Annotated in this window: 14 protein-coding genes; all 14 read left to right on the top strand. The window is 32.6% G+C overall.

The features are described 5' to 3' along the window. The first annotated feature begins 73 nt into the window (after positions 1 to 73). The 14 genes from ACHCNF_RS09550 (at position 74) to rd (ending at position 21,786) form a co-directional block, all read left to right on the top strand. Positions 74 to 931, top strand: a complete 858-nt coding sequence (locus tag ACHCNF_RS09550; RefSeq protein ID WP_408069574.1) for a class I SAM-dependent methyltransferase — start codon at positions 74 to 76, stop codon at positions 929 to 931. 202 nt (positions 932 to 1,133) lie between these two features. After that, complete coding sequence (locus tag ACHCNF_RS09545) at positions 1,134 to 3,191, top strand: GBS Bsp-like repeat-containing protein (protein WP_408069573.1); 2,058 nt, start codon at positions 1,134 to 1,136, stop codon at positions 3,189 to 3,191. A gap of 114 nt (positions 3,192 to 3,305) precedes the next feature. Next, entirely contained in the window at positions 3,306 to 6,281 is a 2,976-nt protein-coding gene (locus tag ACHCNF_RS09540; RefSeq protein WP_408069572.1) for a glycosyltransferase family 2 protein, read from the top strand. A gap of 115 nt (positions 6,282 to 6,396) precedes the next feature. Next, positions 6,397 to 7,401 carry an ABC transporter permease gene (locus ACHCNF_RS09535; protein WP_408069571.1) on the top strand — a complete coding sequence of 335 codons (1,005 nt, stop codon included), beginning with the start codon at positions 6,397 to 6,399 and terminating at the stop codon, positions 7,399 to 7,401. 21 nt (positions 7,402 to 7,422) lie between these two features. Continuing rightward, on the top strand, positions 7,423 to 8,172 hold the full coding sequence (locus ACHCNF_RS09530) for an ABC transporter ATP-binding protein (RefSeq protein WP_408069570.1): 750 nt from the start codon (positions 7,423 to 7,425) through the stop codon (positions 8,170 to 8,172). A gap of 112 nt (positions 8,173 to 8,284) precedes the next feature. After that, positions 8,285 to 9,469 carry a coiled-coil domain-containing protein gene (locus ACHCNF_RS09525; RefSeq protein ID WP_408069569.1) on the top strand — a complete coding sequence of 395 codons (1,185 nt, stop codon included), beginning with the start codon at positions 8,285 to 8,287 and terminating at the stop codon, positions 9,467 to 9,469. Further along, positions 9,466 to 12,996: a glycosyltransferase family 2 protein gene (locus ACHCNF_RS09520; RefSeq protein WP_408069568.1), complete on the top strand. Its 3,531-nt coding sequence runs from the start codon at positions 9,466 to 9,468 to the stop codon at positions 12,994 to 12,996. The genes ACHCNF_RS09525 and ACHCNF_RS09520 overlap by 4 nt, the downstream gene beginning before the upstream one ends. Before the next feature lie 87 nt (positions 12,997 to 13,083). After that, positions 13,084 to 14,091, top strand: coding sequence for an acyltransferase family protein (locus ACHCNF_RS09515; RefSeq protein WP_408069567.1), 1,008 nt, complete (start codon positions 13,084 to 13,086; stop codon positions 14,089 to 14,091). A 945-nt stretch (positions 14,092 to 15,036) separates the two neighbouring features. Beyond that, on the top strand, positions 15,037 to 16,302 hold the full coding sequence (locus ACHCNF_RS09510) for a hypothetical protein (protein WP_408069566.1): 1,266 nt from the start codon (positions 15,037 to 15,039) through the stop codon (positions 16,300 to 16,302). 104 nt (positions 16,303 to 16,406) lie between these two features. Next, positions 16,407 to 17,327, top strand: coding sequence for a glycosyltransferase family 2 protein (locus ACHCNF_RS09505; RefSeq protein ID WP_408069565.1), 921 nt, complete (start codon positions 16,407 to 16,409; stop codon positions 17,325 to 17,327). A 444-nt stretch (positions 17,328 to 17,771) separates the two neighbouring features. Continuing rightward, entirely contained in the window at positions 17,772 to 19,358 is a 1,587-nt protein-coding gene (locus tag ACHCNF_RS09500; RefSeq protein ID WP_408069564.1) for an AAA family ATPase, read from the top strand. Positions 19,359 to 19,416: 58 nt separating this feature from the next. Beyond that, positions 19,417 to 20,472: a glycosyltransferase gene (locus ACHCNF_RS09495; protein ID WP_408069563.1), complete on the top strand. Its 1,056-nt coding sequence runs from the start codon at positions 19,417 to 19,419 to the stop codon at positions 20,470 to 20,472. Between the two features lie 16 nt (positions 20,473 to 20,488). Beyond that, complete coding sequence (locus ACHCNF_RS09490) at positions 20,489 to 21,496, top strand: glycosyltransferase family 2 protein (protein ID WP_408069562.1); 1,008 nt, start codon at positions 20,489 to 20,491, stop codon at positions 21,494 to 21,496. A 134-nt stretch (positions 21,497 to 21,630) separates the two neighbouring features. Then, entirely contained in the window at positions 21,631 to 21,786 is a 156-nt protein-coding gene (rd, locus tag ACHCNF_RS09485; RefSeq protein WP_408069561.1) for a rubredoxin, read from the top strand. Positions 21,787 to 21,870: the final 84 nt, after the last annotated feature.

Genomic DNA, 21,870 nt, shown 5'->3' with positions numbered 1-21,870 from the left:
ACAAATGGTTAATTTGGTAATAAAATGGGGCTGTGTTTCTAAATACAGTCAGGGTGATTTTTCAAGGAGGCGTATGAATAAAGAGTATAATGAAAATTATTACAGAACAAATATGGGATGTGGTGAAGATTACTCTAATAGAGAGTATTGGGGGCCCAGATTTAGAGAAATAGCAGAATGTATTATAAAAGAGTTTAACCCAAAGTCATTTATTGATGTTGGATGTGCATATGGGTATTTAGTAGAAGCATTAAGGGATCTAGGGGTAGAAGCTTATGGATTGGATGTTTCAGAATATGCTATTTCACAATCTAGAGAAGATATTAGGGAATTTCTCTATGTTGCGGATATTGTTAATGGAATTCCGGAGGTACTTAGGAGAAAATATGATTGTGCCTCTACTATTGAGGTTATAGAGCATATAAAAGATGATTACACAGATGCTTTTCTAGATATCTTTTGTAGTCTTTCGGACGTGCTTATTTTTTCCTCGTCTCCTTCTGACATAATTGAAAAAACACATGTTAATGTACAACAGCCAGAATATTGGTGCAAAAGGTTTGCGCAGAGAGGCTTTTTTAGAAATTTAAATGCAAATTCTTTACTGCTATCTCAAGATGAGATGATATTTATTAAAGAAGAGAAGAATTGTAAAACTCTTGTAGAAGATTATGAACATCATTTAAGGTTGATAAAAGAAACAGAGATAAAAAAGAGAGATGAATGGCTTGAATTAAAGATTAATGACATAAAACATTTAGAAGAAGAGATAAAACTAAGAGAAGATCATATAAAACTATTAGAAGATGAAATAAAACAAAAAGATAGGGCTATTCTTGAGTTAAACCAGGAGAAAAAGAAATTTTGGGATGAAATTCAGAATATTAAAAATTCAAAATTATTTAGATATACTAAATTTTTGAGGATGTAAGGTTTAACATTGTTGCTATTGTATAGTGTATTAGGAAAATAGGGATGAATAATCTATAAAAACAAGGAAGGTTGTTTGCTGTTTAATATGCTAGGAAGACTTTTGGGAGAAAATCTATGTATTGAGACAAAATGAATTGATTGTGGGAGAAAGTGAAATGGATTTATATTCGATTGGAAAAGAAAAATGAGGTATTTTAAAAGTGAATAAAAATGTGCGAACTAATCGTGTGCTTGTATTAGTTTTTGTGGCTGCAGTTTTGTCTAGATTAGTGACATGGATTTTTAATAATTGGGGTGGTTTAACTATGGATGAGGTCGTTTTTACAATGATTGCATCAAAAGAAGGAACTAACCCAGCGATGTTAAGAGATGGGGTGATTTTTTGTATTCCTGTAGCTATTGGAGTTACTTTAATGGCGAAGGTATTGCTTGATATATTTGAGAAGAAACCATTTATAAAGTGGATTAAAATGGCATCAGTTTCCTTATCGACTGTAGTAATTATTTCATCTATTGGATATTTTATTTACAAAGTTAATGGGATTGATTATATAAAGAATCAAATGCATATATCTAGATTCATTGAAGATAATTACGTTAACCCTGAATTGGTAAGCTTGAAATGGCCTGATAAAAAACGAAATTTAATATATATTTTTGTTGAATCGATGGAAACATCGTTTACTGATGTTGATCATGGTGGTGGGAAAGAAGATAATATCATTGCCGATTTAGTTGAATTGGGATTGGAAAATGAAACGTTCTCCGATAATAGTGAAAAAATTAATGGCGGATATGCTCTTACTGGGGCTACCTATACTATGGGGGGGATATTTGCACAAACATCAGGATTACCATTACTTATTAGTAATAATATTTTAACAATAGCAGAAGGTTTCTTCCCTAAACTAACAGTTCTTGGAGATATTTTAGATAATAATGGATATACAAATGTTTTTTGTATAGGCACAGATGCCTCGTTTGCAGAGAGGGATAAATATTTCAATTGTCACGGGAATTATCAAATTAGAGATTACAATTATTCTATAGAGAATGGAGAAATAAGTAAAGATTATAGTCGAGAGTGGTGGGGCTATGATGATTTTATACTATATGATAATGCAAAAAAACATCTGATAGAATTGGCAAATAAAAATGAGCCATTTAATTTCACTATGCTGACCGTAGATACTCATGCGGAAGATGGTTATATATGTGAATTATGTGACGAAAAATTTGGGACCCAGTATTCTAATGCATTTGACTGCGCAAGTAGACAAGTAACTAGTTTTGTACGGTGGATTCAAGAGCAGGATTTTTATGCTGATACAACAATAGTTATATCTGGAGATCATTGTACAATGGACTCAGACTATTGCGATGACTTAGACAAATCATATGATCGTCGTGTTTTTACTACTTGGATTAATTCAGCAATAAATACAGATGATAAAAAAATTAGAAAATATAGTACGATGGATTATTTTCCGACAGTATTAGCGTCATTAGGAGTCGATATAGAAGGAAATCGATTAGGGCTGGGAACTAATTTATTCTCAAGTGAGGAGACACTGACAGAAAAATATGGAGTAGATAAACTAAATGAAATGTTATCTATGAAGACGTCTTTTTTTGATCAGTATATTGGGGAAACTAATGATACTAGAGATATTTCATTATTCTATGATGATGATACTGGAGAAGTTGTTGTAAAAATAGATAAGAATGAAGATTTTAATGGAGATTTTAAGGCAATAGAATGTAAGATGACAGGTAATAAGTCTGATATATCTCAGAATAAGAACATGGATTTGGAAAACAATACATACATCACTAGGATATCATTGGAGAATTTTGATTATAATGAGGGTGACTACTTGTGTGAGATATATTTTGTACTACCAGATGGCTTGGAAAGATGGTATGCAGAGAAAAAGATCACAATTGATAAAATCAAGTATGAATCTCCTTTAAGTGTGAAATATGATAAGGAAACCAATTCACTGACTATAATGTATGATATGGATAGAGAATCCGATTATAAGAATGTTTGGATGCCAGTATGGGGTTCTGAAAATGGACAAGATGATATCGTATGGTATATTGCGCAAAGATTGGAAGATGGGAAATGGTCTGTGACAGTTGATGTCTCTAAGCATACTCGATTTGGTGGAAACATAAATGTTGATGTTTATGGTGGAGATGATGGGCCTACTGATCTTTTAAAGTCAAAAGAGATAATTGGGCTAGGAAAGTAATCGATAAGTTTTCTATGAACTATGAGTGAGAGTTGAATAACTGTAGTAAGACTCATATTATAGCTGGCTTACAAATGTATCAAGGTAGAATTTTTAGGAAGTAGGAAGTTTTTTATGAATGACAATAGTTTACAAAGGGAAAATGAGCGATTAAAAGAAATAATAAAAGATAAGGATCGTGTAATTGATAGTATAAAGAATGAGAATGATGCAATAAAGTCATCACTCATATGGAAATTAAGTGGTCCTATTAGAGAAATAGGACCTGCTATAAAAAGTATTACAGAAAAAAAGACAAAAAATAATCAGAAAATAGATGGAAATATATCTTTTTCTGTTGTTATGCCAGTTTATAATGTGAATATTAAGTGGCTCAAAATAGCAATGAATTCAGTTTTAGAACAGAATTATTCGAAGGTTGAATTGATACTTGTAGATGATTGTTCAACAGATGCTAAATTGATCGGTTTTTTGAAAAAAATAAATCATAAGCAGATTAAGGTTCTTTTTAATGAGAAAAATGAGGGAATTAGTGAAACAACTAATAAAGGGGTAAATGCTGCTAGCGGAGAATATATCTGCTTAATGGATAATGATGATGAATTAGCTGAGGATACATTTAGAATATTAGACGAGTATATTTCACAAAATGGTGGAGATGTTATTTATAGTGATCAGGATATAATAGATGAATCAGGGAATTGCTCTAATGTATTATGTAAACCTGACTGGTCACCAGATTTACTTACCAGTCAAATGTACATTGGGCACTTATTAGTTGTCAAAAAATCTTTATATGTGGAGATTGGGGGAGAAAGAAAGATATATGATGGGAGTCAGGACTATGACCTAATGCTTCGCTTATCTCGTGCTACTAGAAATATTAAGCATATTTCACATGTACTGTATCATTGGAGAGCGCTGGAATCATCTACTGCAGTGAATCCAAATTCAAAGCCTTATTCACAGACAGCAGGGTTAAGATGTATACAAGATTATTTTGATAATAGCAACGAAAAAGAAGCTATTGTATATGAAAGCGATAATTTGTTTTGCTATGATGTGCGTTATCCTAACCATAATAAGAAGGCATCAATTATTATTCCTACGAAAGATCATAAATCGGATTTGGAAACGATAATTATTAGTATTAAGGAGAAGACTACATATAAAAATTATGAAATAATAATTCTAAATAATAATACTACAGATAGTGATACATTAGATTATTTTACGCAACTAGAAAAAGACCCAATAATATCTGTGGTTGATGCATCTTTTGAGTTTAACTGGTCAAAATTGAACAACTATGGCACAAAATATGCTAATGGAGATGTGTATGTTTTCTTGAACAATGATACAGAAATTATTTCTGAGGATTGGCTTGAACGGTTAGTTGAAAATGCCATAAGAGATGAAGTAGGCGTGGTTGGGGCATTACTTTTATTTCCGGACGGAAAGATACAACATGCTGGCGTTGTAGTAGGTATGGGAGGATGGGCTGACCATGTTTACGCTAATGCAGAACCAATTCATATTGGAACACCTTATATTTCTCCAATGGTTACTAGAAATGTTACTGCTGTAACAGGTGCATGCATGGCTATTTCTAAGGATAAATTTGATAAGCTAGGTGGCTTTGATGAGGAATTTATAGTCTGTGGAAGTGATATAGAGTTATGCATTAGAGCTATTGAAAATGGTTACAGAAATATATATTCTCCATATATAAAGCTTTACCATTACGAATCTAAAACCCGTAGTGCGAATGATATTCCTCAGATAGATTTTGAAAAGTCATATATTGCTTATGCAAAGTATAGGGAAGATGGTGACCCATACTACAATAAACAGTTAGATAATAATTCGAAAATACCAAAATGGTTAGGGAATACTTCATTAGAATCTAATGCAACAGTGAATGTTACAAATTATGAAATACCAGAGATCAGACAGGCCAGCTTTAGGAAAGAAGTAGTAGAAAAAAAGAGATTAAATTTAGTTATTCCGTCAATAAATGCTGAACATGTATTTGGCGGAATTGCTACAGCTTTAAGTTTTTTTAATGAAGTATGCAAGAGATATGATTTTGATAGACGTATCATTCTTTTGGATGCAAGTCCGGATAAAGAAGCAATTGAAAAGTATAGTGAGGAATATAAAATCCTTAATTGTGATGCAGACAGAGTATCAGATGCTGATATTGTGGACTATGTAGATAGACAATCTAAGTCTATTTCAATATCTGAAAATGATTATTTTATATTTACAATATGGTATTCATTTTATATTTTTGCAGCTGCATATAGGAAATTTGTTAAACAAGATGGTTTTCTACCAAACAAGATGATTTATTTAATTCAGGATTATGAACCAGGATTCTATAAGTGGTCATCTCGTTATATGTTGGCGGAGTCAACGTATATGTCTGAATTTGATACAATAGCTATTTTTAATTCGAATGAATTGAAAAACTATATGATAGATAGATATCATTTTTATAAAAGTTATGTATTTGATCCTATTCTTAATGAAGGATTAAAAAAAGAACTTAATAGCCTTGCAGATGAAGTAAAGAAAAAAAAGATAATCCTGGTTTATGGAAGACCTACTACTGAGAGGAATGCATTTGAACTAAATGTTGCTATATTGAAAAGGTGGGCATTACTTCAAGAAGATGCAGATGAATGGAAAATCTTATCAGCAGGTGAAAAACATGATGATATTGAGATTGGTGGCAATAAGATAATTTCTGTTGGCAAGATGACAATTAGTGAATATGCCACGACACTTAAGGAGTCATATGCAGGATTATCACTAATGGTTTCTCCTCACCCTAGTTATCCGCCGCTCGAAATGGCTGTATTTGGTGTGAAGGTTCTAACAAATGAATACGCTAATAAAAATATGAATTATTTTAGCGAAAATATTATTTCCGGGAATCTTGGAGATTTGGATTCTATGGCGGAACAATTGCATACCATTACACAAAATTATACTGAATACGGAAAACTTGATAAAAGTAACGAGTCCTATATAAATGGAAAGGAAATGTTTCCGTTCATTAGTGATTTATTAAATGATTTGTAGTATTTATGTATAGATTTCCTAACTTTGCAACGAAGTTGGGAAATTTTTACTATTGTGAAAAAAGGAACTTAATAATAATATATATCGGTATAGAACGTAAGAGTGGAGTATTTTTATGAACAAAGATAAGATATGGAATAGGATATTAATTATTGGAATTATTCTAATGATGGTGGGCGCCATAATTTATTTTGTTGTTGGAAGAACAGAACTAATTTCAATAAATTATACAATAGGATCTTACTATTCATGGTTTTTTACAGTTTTTTTTGTTGTATTAGCCATATTTATCTTCTTTTGTATATATAACAGTAATGCTGAGAAACAGAACAAAAAAACTGCTGTTACAGAATGTATACATATTTTTTTTGATTATAAGTTTTTGCTGAAACAACTTATCACTAGGGATTTTGCAGTTAAATATAGGAGAAGTTATTTGGGGATTGTATGGGTTATTCTTAATCCGTTGATGCAGATGATAATACTCTCTAGTATTTTTTCTTTTGTATTTAGATCTAATATAGATAACTTTCCTGTTTATCTCATTTTAGGACAAGTAGTATATAATTTTTTTAATGAGGCGACAACTGTGGCATTGGGAACAATGGTTACATCAGGGCAACTTATTAAAAAAATATATATGCCTAAATATATTTTTCCAATAAGTAAAACCATTTTTTCGTTCATAAATTTTTTGATATCATTTATCCCAGTTATGATGGTTATGCTGTTTTTTGGAGTATATCCTAATATATATTGGATTTACTTGCCTTTATACTTTGTTACTTTATTTGCGTTCACGCTTGGAATAGGATTACTATTGGCAGCAATGGATGTCTTTATGAGAGATACGCAATACTTGTATGGAATACTATTGCCATTATTAAATTTTTTGACACCAATTTTTTATCCTGTCACAGCATTATCACCATTAATTCAAAAGATTATGTGGTGGAACCCTTTATTTCAGTATGTTGACTGCATAAGGCATATTATGCTATATAACACAGCTCCATCAATTCAACAAATGGCGATGTGTTTATTGTATGGTTTTGGCTTTTTGTTTATAGGGATGAGTTATTTCTATAGAAGACAGGATAGGTTTATACTTTATATATGATGTTGATAGGAGTAGGCTGACATGGCGCAGATGAATAATAATTATTCAATAGTTGCAGATCATTTATCGATGCATTTTAATATGGCTACAGAAAAGGTTGATAGTCTAAGGGATTATTTGACTAAATTGACTTCTCGGAAACTGTTTTACAATGATTTTATAGCTGTTGATGACATTTCGTTTAAAGTAAAAGAGGGTGAGGTTTTTGGGATAGTTGGAACAAATGGCAGTGGAAAATCTACTATGTTAAAAATGATAGCAGGAGTTCTGAAACCAACAACAGGAAGTGTTATTACGAATGGATCTATAGCACCCCTTATAGAACTTGGTGCAGGTTTTGACATACAGCTTACAGGAAAAGAAAATATTTTTTTGAATGGAGCTATAATGGGATATGATGAAGATTTCATGAATGAGAAATATGAAAGTATAGTAGAATTCTCAGAGATAGGCGATTTTTTAAATATGCCTCTAAAGAATTATTCTTCTGGAATGGTTTCAAGAATAGCATTTGCTGTAGCAACCAGTGTTAAACCGGACATATTATTAGCTGATGAGATATTATCTGTAGGTGATTTCCTGTTTCAGCAAAAATGTGAAAATAGAATTAAAGAACTGATGGCTGATGGTACTACAGTTTTGATTGTTTCTCATAGCTTTGATACTATAGAAGATTTGTGTGATAGAGTGCTTTGGATAGAAAAAGGGAAAATGGTAATGATAGGTGAGACAAAAGAAGTTGTTGAAGCTTATAGGAACATGAATAGATGAGATGACTTTAAGAGCGGTTTACTAAAAGTCAGTTTTATATAGGGGAGATGCTTTAGGTGTCTCCCCTGTTTAAGTAGTAAGAAAGCTAAACAGAGTTGAGGAGAACTACCTAATGAATGAAGTAAATAATAATGCTGATTTTGATGAATTGCTAGAATATAGAAGATTGATATATCAAATCGAGGATTTGAAAAAAGAATTGGCAAATTCGCAGTATGATTTATATAACAATAGGATAAGTAATATATTACTCGAAAATGCATCAAGGAATCATGCTGAAAGAATAAGTAGTAAAAAGAATAAAACGGTTTATAAAAGAATGACAAAATCTCATGTTTATGATGAATTGTCCGTTGTGTGTGAGAAGTTAATTGGAGTAACAATTACTCATAATGGTTTGCCTCAAGAGATTAGTAATTCAGTTTTTTATTTAGATGAATTATTTCCTGCACCAACAAACGAGGGAAGCACAGTTGCTATTTTTGCTAAAATAAATAATACAAGCGAATTGCAATTAATTGAAAAAATAGTAAGTGAGTTCCCATATATATTTGATTTATATGTTTTATGCGAAGAATCTATTGACGATGATAGCTATTTCAGCTGTTCTAGAATGAAAAAATTTATTATTCGTTGTCCTTATAATTATTCAGATAGTGAGATGGATTCTTGTTTATTTTCGGAAGAGTTTTTACAACATGATCAACTAGTAATTATAAAACAATATTCTGAAAGCATTTACTCTAATTTAGATTATAGACGGTGCGCATCATTGTTACATAATTTATTGTATATAGAGGGGATAATATCAGATGAGATTAGTTGGTATTATCTTGGTAGAATGAAGGACTTAAAGGGCTTTCAGGATGCTTTGGCTTATAATAATGACTTAGAACCCTATATGTTATCTAAAGAGAGTGTGGCCAAGATAGATAAAAAGAAATTAGTAATTATAAATAATCAGAGGGTAATGGATAATAAAAAAGAGGTGGCTATGGAAAATAAAGAATACCTTATACCTGAAAATATTGATGATATAAAAAGCGAACTTGTAAGATGCATGAAAAAAATAGATGAATTGGAAGAACAGCAAAAAGAACTAAAAGAAAGTGTTCAAAAGAAGAAAGATGAGATTGAGCTGAGAAATACAGAAATTGTAAGAAAAATGGAAAAACAAATGTCGGTATTAAAACGTGAAAATACAGGATTAAAAGTTGCAAATGCACTTATTAAAGAATCACTTTCATGGAAATTAACTAAACCACTCAGAGATATTGGGGCAATATTCGTAAAATGATAGAGAAAAGACAAATGAATATAAAAAGTAAAATAGAGGAATTAAAAAAAGAATATACTGGACTAAGAGAGCAACTAGCAAATGTACAGTATGAAGCAAATGAAGAAGGCTGGCGTTACTCAGAACTTTGTGAATATGCTTCATATTGGACTCATGAAATTAATTCAATTAAAAAACAGTCATTTTTATCATCAAGAACAGAAACAGAGAATAATAGTTTAGAAATGTGTAGGCGGTTAGATCGCGCGATAAATATAATTGATTATGATCAAGCAGTTTCTTATCCTGGACATAGCATAAAATTGGATTCTATTATTCCAATGGGGGTGATTGGAGAAAACGAGTCTATAGGTTTGTTCATATATATTAAAGATCAAGATTTATTGGAAACATTAGTGGAAATATGCAAAAGGATTCCGTTTTGTTTTAATGCATATATTTCGTGCTCAGAGAATATAGATAAGAAAAAGGTAATGGACTTATTATCTGAAATCGACTATTTAGTTCAGGTAAAAGTAAATATAGTTAAATCTGAGAGGACCGAAATATATAAGAAAATGGAAGTATTTCGTAATGATTTTAAAGAAATTACTTATTTACTTGTGATGGATATGACCGATGAAAGTGCTTCATTTCGTAGCATGGTAACAGATTTGGCATTTAATAAAGATTATATTCGTAAAATATTGGGTTTTTTAAAGTCTGGAACTGCGCAAATGTATATTTCAAGTGCAGCTGAGCGTATGTTTAAAGGAATTAATAGCAGTTTAAGTTATCCATATTCTGCTTTTTATTGGATAAGGGGAGATTTATTATCAAGGACTTTACCTTTATTAGATTCTGAATATGACTATAAGTCAGGAGAGATTCTTGTTCGTGAATTATATAAAAATGATTTAAGAATATCAGTAGGAAGCTATGGGGATCAGGTCGTAAATCTTGATTATTATAGTGGGAATTTTAAGAATTGCATTTCTTCTTCTGAGGATGAAGTATACGATTTAATTAAAAAAGTAGATTGTATCTTGATAGATTTATCATTGCTTGTTTTATATTCAGGTGAAAACATTTATGAAAAAAGTTATTTTTTTATACCCAAGGCTATAAAAAAAATTATCTCTTACGCTAATACTAACGAGAAAGGGATATACCTAAGAAATGATATAGGTTTTTCTGAAAAAGAATTTAATGATATTGTGGCTATGCAACGTGATTGTAATTTTTTGAAATTTGTATCTGGTGATGTAAATGAGAAAATAGGATCCTGTCAGACAATATCGGAATATGCAGATATGCGAGTTTTCTATATTGGTAACATAAATTGTGTAAATGAAAAAAAATATATGGAGCAGTACTCGTATAATGAAGATAATGGTATTATATATTACCCTCTACCATATGTAAAAGAATTGCTTGTATCTGAATTTAATAATGGATTTGAATTAGTTAAGAATTTAAGGAATAAGAATAATTTATATTTTCAAGAATTGTTAATGAATCTACTAACTATTACCAATCTGAGGAATAAGGAGAGATTTATTAGTAATGAGCAATTAAAAACATTATTAGACAATATATCTGAATATGACGAATATATTGATGCTATAAATGACAGATTAAATGAAATTGAACAATATAGTATCAATGGTAGTAGCATAGAATATAATTATTGGTATCGTGACACAATGGTTACAGAGGAACAACTTAAGCAACAAAAGAACAAAGCTTTTGTAATCCAACCGAAATTTTCGATCGTAGTTCCAGTTTATAGGACTAAGGCTTTATATTTGCGAAAACTTTTGGAATCCATAAAAAATCAAACGTATAGTAATTTTGAAGTGTGTATTGTTGATGCTAGTGAGTACAAGGAATCTACCGTAAAAGAATATGAACCTAGATTTATTCTTGATGAGTATGCAAACCGTGATGATAGATTCATGTATACTGTGTTAGAAAAGAACATGGGAATATCAGAAAATACAAATGAAGCTATAAGAAATTCGAGCGGAGATTTTATTGTATTTGCGGATCATGATGATGAGCTGACCCAGGATGCATTATATGAATGTGCTAAGACTATCAATGAATATCCTATGGCACAAATTATTTATTCGGATGAGGATAAAATAGATAAAAATTCAGAAGAACTATCAGAACCACATTTTAAGCCGGATTATAATCCGGAAATGCTTAATTCTGTTAATTATTTTTGTCACTTGTTAGTAATAAAAAGGGAGTTACTTGAGACTGTTGCAGAAATACATAATGATAAGAAAATATATGAAAGACCTGATTTTGATGGAGCGCAGGATTATGATTTGACACTTCGGTGCTGTGAAAAGGCAGAAGAACTTGAAAACGATTTTATAATTTCATATAAAGATCAATATGAGAGATTATTGAAAAGCGGAACATATACTTCGTTGAGTATTAGACATATTGCGAAGGTTCTTTATCATTGGAGAGTATATGAATTGTCTACATCAAGCGGAGAGGAAGATGTTAAGCCTTATACAATAGTTGCTGGAAAAAAGGCATTGGCAGATCACTGTAAAAGAAAAGGAATACAGTATAGGGAAATAGTAGATGGTGTAAGTAATGGTGTATATAGAATAAAATATAAGAATTCCACACCGCTAGTTTCGATAATAATTCCTAACAAGGATCATACAAATGATTTAGATAAGGCTATTCGATCCATATGGAACGGAAATTATAAGAATGTAGAGTTTATAATTGTTGAGAATAATTCTTCAGATGATGCAACATGGGAATATTATGACAATATTCAAAAGGAGATACCGGTTGTAAAAGTTATTTATTATAAAGGAGAGTTTAATTATTCAGCAATTAATAATATGGGGGTAAGAAGTGCTTCAGGTGATTTGCTTTTATTTTTAAATAATGATACGGAAATGAGTGGTAAGGATTCTCTATGTGAGATGGTGGCATTAGTACAGCAGAAAGGTGTTGGAATAGTTGGTGCAAGATTATTATATGGAGATGGTTCTATACAACATGCAGGAATAGTAGTAGGGATAGGCGGAATTGCTGGGAATATATTTATGGGAGAAGAATCTGACAAATCTTACTTTAATTATGCTATGTTTGAGAGGAACTATTCTGCTGTAACAGCTGCAGTATTGATATGTTCTAGAAAATTATACGATGCGATTGGAGGTTTTTCAGAGGAACTGGCTGTAGCCTTTAATGATGTTGATTTTTGTTTAAAAGCTAGGACGAATGGTTATAGAGTTGCTTATTCACCATACGCAGTATTCCATCATTATGAGTCAAAATCAAGAGGAACGGATGAAGCTCCTGAAAAACAGGCCAGATTTCACTCAGAAATAGTAACATTTGGTAAACGATGGGAAGGCATTTTGGTAAATGGGGATCCATATTATAATCCTAATTTGACTCTTTTAGAATCGGATTTTAGTTTAAAAAGACTAGGACAGGAAACTATAGGAGAGCCATGTTATAACGAACTACTTACAGGGATAACTTTGGGAATGACACAATAGAAAATGACTTAATGATGTATAATCTGTGAAATATATTAAAGAAAGGAAGAGTCCATTATCTATAATGGGAATCAGTTATAGTGTAGAATGAAAAGAATATTAGGACTAGACTTTGCACGAGTTATTATGACATTTGGTATTGTTGCATACCATTTTTCTTGTTATACATCAGCGAATTTATATTATTTTAATATTCACGCTAACGGTGTTTGGGGAGGGACATATAATGCTAGTTTTTTTGCATTATCAGGGTTATGTCTTTTTAATAAATACTCAAGAGAAAACCTAAATATCATCAACTATTACTATAACAGATGGAAAAGTATTATAATTCCATATGCATTGGTTTTTTTATACGCATATTTTAATAATGTGGCATCTACAGGACGGTTTTTTTATCTAGATATTCCTAATTGGATTTTATTGTTATCATTTATTGGAGAAGATGGATATGTAGAGTTTTTTCGAGGAACATACTTTATTACAGGTGTATGGTTTGTAGGAGCGATAATATTGATATATATTATTTATCCCATATTAAATACGGTGATGAAGAAAAATAAAGTATTCTCATTGATTTCTGCTGGTTGTTTATACGAACTTGTACGCGTTAATTACAGTGGAGGTGTTCCATTTGATATTCATCCAGTTGTTTGTATACTAAGTTTTATGGTAGGAATGTTTTTAGCGACTTTTATTTCACATTTATTCGATAATGTAGTATTCTTTTTATCATTTATAGCGAGTATTGTATTAATTGTTTATCCCATTGGCTTTGTGAGTGGTTCTACTAAACAATTATTGTTAGGTTGGATTTTGTTGGTTTTATTTTCAAATATTGGTTATAGGATTAAATTGAGGAAAGTAAATGATTTTATTGAAATGATGAGTCATATTAGTTATCCTGTGATTTTGATTCATTTACCGGTGTTGCATAAGTTTCTATTAGGCTGGAATGATACAAATAACCTAAAGGAAGTTGTTGTTTTGTTTATTTTGTGTGTGGTGTTGTGTATATTAGGAATGGCAATCAATATAATCCTACGACAAGTGTTTTCGTGGAAAATATTTACTTACATAGAGAAAAAGATTTAATGGTATATTTTTGAGTACCTATTTAATCAATAATTTGTAATAAATTAAGCAGATGATGTTTGCTATATAGAGGAATTGAAGTGTATCGGCGTTTAAGTTCTTTCAAATAAAAATATGCAGCAAATGATTATATATTTTGGGCAGGGTGAATCGCGCTAAATAGGATGTGAACTGACATAAGAGTATACCAATCAGTGATGAAGCTGATTTAGGTAATCCTACAACCAAGAATCCTTAATATCAAAAACTTTGCATTTCTGAAGAAATTTGAATACATTTTTATGTGCATTGAAAGTTCAAGATTTTTTATTTGTCTAGATAATTCTTCTGGATATTTTGATCAAGGCAGACGATTAACTAAATACTTACGATTTATATCTTTTTGATGCTTTTGGAATCTTAGATAGAAGCATCTCGAAATACTCATAAATGCTGAGGTTATTAGCCTTAGTGGTTTTGGTATGTTGAAAATTATGGTACTTGCATTGGTATCACTATCGGATTTTACCAGCACAAAGTTTTTTGCGATGGTAAATGGTCTTATGGTCGGTTCTTCGTGGTTGTCGTTCGGAGGAATCTTACCCATAGAAATGTCCAGGTCTTTTTCTCTTTATCAAGTTTATAGTAGACCTAATAAATGTCTATGATGACAGGCTCGGAAATGATTTTAAGAGACTCACTTAGATGATCAGTTTTTTGGATGGTTACCAATCGTATAATATTATCGGATGGCTGGATAGATGAGGGTTATTTTGATATACACACGACAAAAAGTAGAAGGACGTTTTTAGGTTGATTGTTATTATATACAAAATTTGACATCTATTGAGTCTGATTTTTCGCTTAAGATGCTTGGAAGAGAAACTATAGGTAAACCTTGTTATAATGAATTATTATTGGATGTTGTTTTAAGTACAGAAAAATAGCAACGATGAAAGGATATGCATGAAAAAGGGTTTTTTTATAATATTAAAGATGATATTCATGGTATTTATGTCCATAATTGCAGGAGGTTTGTTGTTAACAGCTGTATATATGATTCCAGTAGATAAGATGAAGGAGAATGTTGCAAATAGTTTGCAGGAATACAATACTAATCCAATAGAAGCATGGTGCAAAAACTATCCCAATTATACCCAAACAGATATGCAGACAGAATCGATTAAGATAATGGAAGCAATAAGTGATGAAGGAGGAAGTCCTTTCGCTCGTGCTATGAATAGTGTGTACTACAGATATGAAGATGATACGGTAATGTCCTCTTTGATTAAATATGTAAGTGGCGAAGACAATCCAGGAAAAATATATTATTCAAGATATTGGCATGGGTATCTTACTTATTTAAAACCGCTATTATATTTCGTTAGTCTTTCAACTATAAAGCTGATTAATATGACTTTACAATTTGTGCTCTGCATTGTTTTAGCCATATTGTTGCGTGATAAACTGGGCATAATGTTTTCTTTTGCATTTTGTGGATTTGTTTTGGTGCTGAATCCTGTGACAATCTTTTTATCAATGCAGAATGATGTGATTTTTTATATAGCATCGGTTTCATCAATACTTCTGCTGTTATTTAACGATAAAATGAAAGATGGACGAAGCAGCTATTACTATTTATTTTTGTTTATTGGCGTGCTGGTAGCATATTTGGATTTCTTGACATATCCTGCAGTGTCTGTTGGAGTCCCTCTTTTGGTATATATTCTTTTAAATAAATGTACACTTAGAGATTATTTTCTGGATATTATAAGGTTTTCGACAACATGGGTATTTGGATATGCAGGCATGTGGGCAGGGAAGTGGTATTTGTCAGATTTACTTTTAAGCACAAATGTAGTAAATGACGGTGTATATAATCTGGTATATAGAAGCAGCGGTAATCCATATGGGGAGACGGCTGAGATGAATTCAACTTTTTTCCATACGGTAGCCAAAAACTTTGCGATATTGAATGTATTACCCTTGAAGGTTTTTTGTTTGGTTATGGTTTCAGTAGCTATATATCTGTTTTTTAAAAATAAAAACAAAATTGATTTTACTAAGGTAGTAGCGGTTTTGATTGTGTCTACATACCCTTTTTTTTGGTATTTTGCTATAAGAAACCATAGTGTTATTCATCCTTGGATTGAGTATAGAGAATTGGGGCTATTTGTCTTTGGAATATTGTGTATTTTGGGTTTAATTGCTAACAGAAGACAAGTGGACTAATTCTTTTCATACCAATTTATCTGAAATGATTATGATAAGTGCGGGTAGCGAATGGTTCTATAGGATTTGCAGCAATAATTTGAGTATGGAGAAATTATAAATAAATGAACACAGTGATACTGATTCCTTGTTATAACGAGGCTTTAACAATAAAAAATGTAGTAGATGATTTCAAGCAATATATGCCACATGCTGATATATATGTTTACGATAATAATTCAACAGATGGTACAGTTGAGATTGCGTTAGCAGCCGGAGCTATAGTGAAGCATGAACCGAGGCAGGGAAAAGGCAATGTTGTGCGATCAATGTTCCGTGAAATTGATGCCGATTGCTATATCATGGTTGATGGTGATAATACCTACCCAGCAAACTTCGGACCTGTATTGGAGAAGTTTGTTCTTAATGGACAGGCTGATATGGCCATTGGAGACAGATTATCTTCAACATACTTTGAAGAGAATAAGAGACCATTCCACAATTTTGGGAATATTCTTGTTAGAAAGATGATTAATCTTTTATATAAGTCAAATGTGAATGATATCATGACTGGTGCTAGAGCATTTAGTAGAGATTTTGTTAAGTCATTTGCTGTAATGTCTAAGGGATTTGAAATAGAGACTGAGATGACTATTTTTGCTCTTGAGAATAATATGAAATTAGTTGAGGTTCCAATTGAGTATAAGGATAGACCAGAAGGTAGTGACTCGAAACTTAATACATTTTCTGATGGATTCAAGGTACTTGGGACTATTTTGCAACTTTTTAGAGATACCAGACCGATGCATTTTTTTGGTGTGATTGGAGCGATACTAATCATTATAGGATGCATATTCTTTGTACCAATATTGTCGGCATTTCATGCAACGGGTGTAGTGTTGAAGATTCCTACACTTATCATGGTTATAGGAATATGGATAGTAGGCATTTTAATGATATTTTCCGGAATAATTCTCTCTGCTATGCATAAAAGAGAACGTGTGGAATTTGAAAGGTTCTTGAATATGTTTCATGCAGGGAAATAATAGCTAGATTATTTTATATGTAATAGCATAATTAAAATCAGATGGTAATACCTTTTTATTATAGTAGTGTTTACGAGTATGATTAAGCTATTGTGAGTATGATGGAGAAGAACAGTTGGGTATTGTTTTGGGTTTACATAAATACAAATAGGGTTCTTTGCTTATAGGGGTGTCATTGGTAGCTGTTACCAAAATAATTACACTGGAATGCAGTCTACTGGTAAATGTGGAGAACACCATAGACATTGGTTCTCACACTCTTTTTATCTGCCACTATATGTAAGCATACTAAAGCAGACTTCGAGAAGATAGTTAGGTGAAAAAAGTAGTGGATGAGTTTTTAAACAAAAATAAGAGATTAAAATATTTATATATTGCCATCGCGCCATTACGCCAGGATGGTGGAGCATATAAATATTTGAGTATTGAAGGGAATATTTAAATATGGGTTTATTTCTTAATCCGGGAAATGAAAACTATAAATCTATATTGAATGGAATATATGTTGATAAGACCGGTATTATTGAGCATATAAATAAGACAATCAATACCACAGATAAACTTACCTGTATAAGCAGACCGCGCCGTTTTGGGAAATCCTATACAGCGAAGATGCTGTGCGCATATTACGGGAAAACCTGCGACTCATCAGGCCTTTTTGATGATAAGCTCATTGCAAATTCTTCAACATATAGAACATATTTAAACAAATTCCAGGTGATTTATCTTGATATTACAGGGTTTATATCAAGTGTGGGAGATATAGATGATATTGTTAAAAAGATAAAATCATCCATAATAGGTGAATTGAAGGCGGATTATCCTCATATACAAGGCGGGTCTATAGGAGAATTGCTAGTTAATGCAGCTGAGGAATCTGATGATAAATTCTTTTTTGTAATAGATGAATGGGATGCTCTTTTCAGAGAATATAAAGAAAAGACTGATCTCCAGGAAGAGTATATAGATTTCCTTAGAGAGATATTCAAGAATGGAAATGTTACTGACAGAGCTATTGCAGGTGCTTTTATGACCGGAATTTTACCAATCAAGAAATATGGTCATCAGTCAGCAATTTCTGATTTTAGAGAATATACCATGATTCAACCATCAATATTTGCTGAATATGTAGGATTCACGAAGGGCGATATTGATTATCTTGCATCTAACTATACGCTAAACAAAGCGAAGCTTAAGAAATGGTATGATGGCTATTCATTTGTGAAGGTCGGGGATGTATATAATCCGAATTCTGTGTGTCAGGCAGTAAGAACCGGTGTTTATGATTCATATTGGTCCAAGACAGAGACATATGAGGCTTTGCTTGAGTACATCAATTTGGATATAGATGGATTACAGGCTGATATTATTCAGATGATTGGTGGAAACGAGATGCCTGTGGATACGGCTACATTCCAAAATGATATGACATCTGTTCAGAATAGAGATGACGTTTTATCGCTCCTTATTCATTTGGGATATCTGGCTTATGATGCAAAGACAGGCAAGGCAAGGATTCCAAATGAAGAGATTAGACGTGAGTTTGTAAGTACTGTTCGTACAGGAAGTCACGAAGCTACGACCAAAATTATCAAAAATTCCGATCAGCTTATTATGGACACAATTGATGGAAATGAGGAGGCTGTGGCTAAGGCAATTGAAGAGGCTCATTCTGCAGGCACATTTGGAATATCGCCTTTGTTCTATAATGATGAGCAGGCACTACGTTCTGTTGTGAAATTTGCGTATATCAGTTGTGCTAATAACTATATAAAAGTTGAAGAGCTTCCTTCTGGACGTGGATACGCAGATGTAGTATATATTCCGAGTTCTGGCGAGTTGTTGCCGGTGCTTCTTATTGAACTGAAAATGAACGGCAGCGTTGAAGGCGCTATTAATCAGATTCATGAGAGAAATTATCCTAAGATATTTGAAAATATCAAAGGGGAAGTTATTCTGTGCGGTATAAACTATGATTCGAAGACAAAAAAGCACAATTGTAAAATAGAAAAGGTAAAATTTCCGTTGTAAAAAGAGCTATTTAAAGGTTTATACGGTTAAATAAATGATAAAAAATTAAGGTGAAAAAGTGTCAGTAAATGTACTTATGTGCACATATAATGGAGAGAATTATCTCCGTGAGCAGATAGATTCCATCCTGGCTCAGACTTATGAGGAGCTTAGACTTTTTGTTAGGGATGATGGATCTACAGATGGGACGATGCACATATTAGATGAATATGTAAATAAATATCCGAATAAAGTGATAAAGATGGATACACCGCAGCACTTGGGCTACCCGGATTGCTTTTGGGACATGCTTTTAAGATGCCCTGTTGCAGATTACTACGCATTTAGTGATCAGGATGATGCGTGGGCACCGGAGAAGATAGAGTGTGCGGTTAAAATGCTGTCGAAAGCGGCGAATGATGCAGATTCTGGTTTGTCTGGGACAAATAAAAATGCCAATGAAACAGAACGAGGTGACGTTTATTCGCCTATTCCGGTACTTTACATACATGATTACGATAACTGTGATGGAGCATTAAAAGTTATGAGCCATCATAGTCTTGGGTCGATAGATGTTCTTTCCGATATGAGCATTTTGTTTTATACCTATGCTTCGGGGTTCTGTATGGTTATCAATAATTCCATGAGGGATATGCTAAACAATATGGATTTAATTGGCAAAAGCATGTATCATGATGAGCTATGTATCTGGACCGCTCATTTTCATGGAAGAATCTTATATGATGATAGAACTCTTACTAAGTACAGAAGACATGAAGCTACCGTTACTGAATACGGTAATGGAATTCCTACTCTTATTTCCAACTGGATCAGAAGGGAGATTATGGGGCCGGAATTTGGCCAGAAGTGTACAAGAATACGGACATTTTTAAAACTGGAAAAGGCACTGGAAACTAATAATGAGTACCAACCTGATATAGAGTCAAAGGATAAAGGTATAATCAATCGTAGGATGCCCGTCGGGTTACGAAGGAACTGGTATCTCTTATCAGGAGGAAGAATGACAATTCCAAGATACTTAAAGAGACTATTATTCCCTCACAGATTAAGACCATCAATTGGTGGCGAGATAGCTCTTCGTATTATGTTTTTAATGGGGAAATGTTCTAATTGAGAAAATGTTTGGAAAAATGAAAAAAGTATCCATAATTATTCCAATATATAACGGAGAAAACTACATAGAGAATATTTTTAAACGAATTTGTGCACAGAGCTTTTCAGAAGTTGAAGTGGTTTTTGTAAATGATGGTTCCACAGATGATTCGGGAAAGGTTATTCGAGAGTTTATAGATAGGGTTATATCTGAAAACGGACAGGAGGCACTTGTCCCTGAATTTAAGCTTATAGCTCAGACAAACACCGGTCAGGGTGGTGCTCGCAATCGTGGTATAGAAGAGGCTTCCGGTGACTATCTGATGTTTATGGATCAGGACGATATAATAAAGCCGGATTATGTCGAAAGACTGCTTAGTGAGGCAGAAAAGTCAGCAGCGGATATTGTGATCTCGGGATATGAGCATGTTAATTCATCGGGAGATGTTAAGGAGCATGTTGAGCTTGTAAATAATGAGTGGTGCCGCTTTATGAATATAACTCCCTGGGGGAAAATATACCGCAGGAATTTTATAATGCGAAAAAATATCAGATTTTTGCCGGTGCCGCTGGGTGAGGATATTTATTTCAATGTGCTGTGCTATTCACATACAGACAAAGTAGCATATACGAACTATATTGGATATCAGTGGGTGATAAATGACAGCTCCGTTTCCAATACTGTTCATAGAAGTGTGAGTAGAGAGGCTAATGTGATTGACCTGTTTAATGCTCTCTCTGAGATGGATACGGCAGATAAATGGATGAAGGATATTGAATTTGAGTATTTTATGCTGAAAACCGGTATTTTTCATATATTGTATGCAGCTAAAGGTACAGATGTTAGTGATCTATTTTCTTATGAAGATAGGATATTCGGATGGCTCAAAGCGCATATACCTGAAATCAATAAAAATCCGCTCATAAGCCTATCTAAGCCTGAGGGTGAAAGAAGTGGTGTGCGATACGCGGTATATGTATTTGTCCTCTTAAGAAGGATTCATATGGATAAAATATTCTTAAGAGTTTTCCATGCGCTGCCTTAGGATTGTATTTTTCTCGATATATTGCCTAATCAGCATAATAGTTTATAAAATGATTATAATCTCCCACACCTGCCCATGATATAATATATATGTTAACGTAATTTTGCATTTTTTATTAGGAAAGGAGCTTTTCTATGAAATATGTATGTGGCACATGTGGTTATGTTTATGATGAGGCAGCAGGCGATCCGGATAACGGCATAGCACCCGGAACAAAGTGGGATGATCTCCCGGCAGATTTCGTTTGTCCGCTTTGCGGAGTTGGCAAGGACGATTTCAAGCCCGAGTAATATGAGGTTGTGAGATAAAACAAATCTAAAGTATAATAGTCCAAGGTGGCATATTTGGATTATTATACTTTTTTTGTGTTATAA

This window comes from Butyrivibrio sp. NATIVEDY162 (genome assembly GCF_045999815.1).
Lineage (GTDB): Bacteria > Bacillota > Clostridia > Lachnospirales > Lachnospiraceae > Butyrivibrio.
Note: the sequence above shows the minus strand (reverse complement) of the source record. Positions and strands in the feature narration are given on the sequence as shown.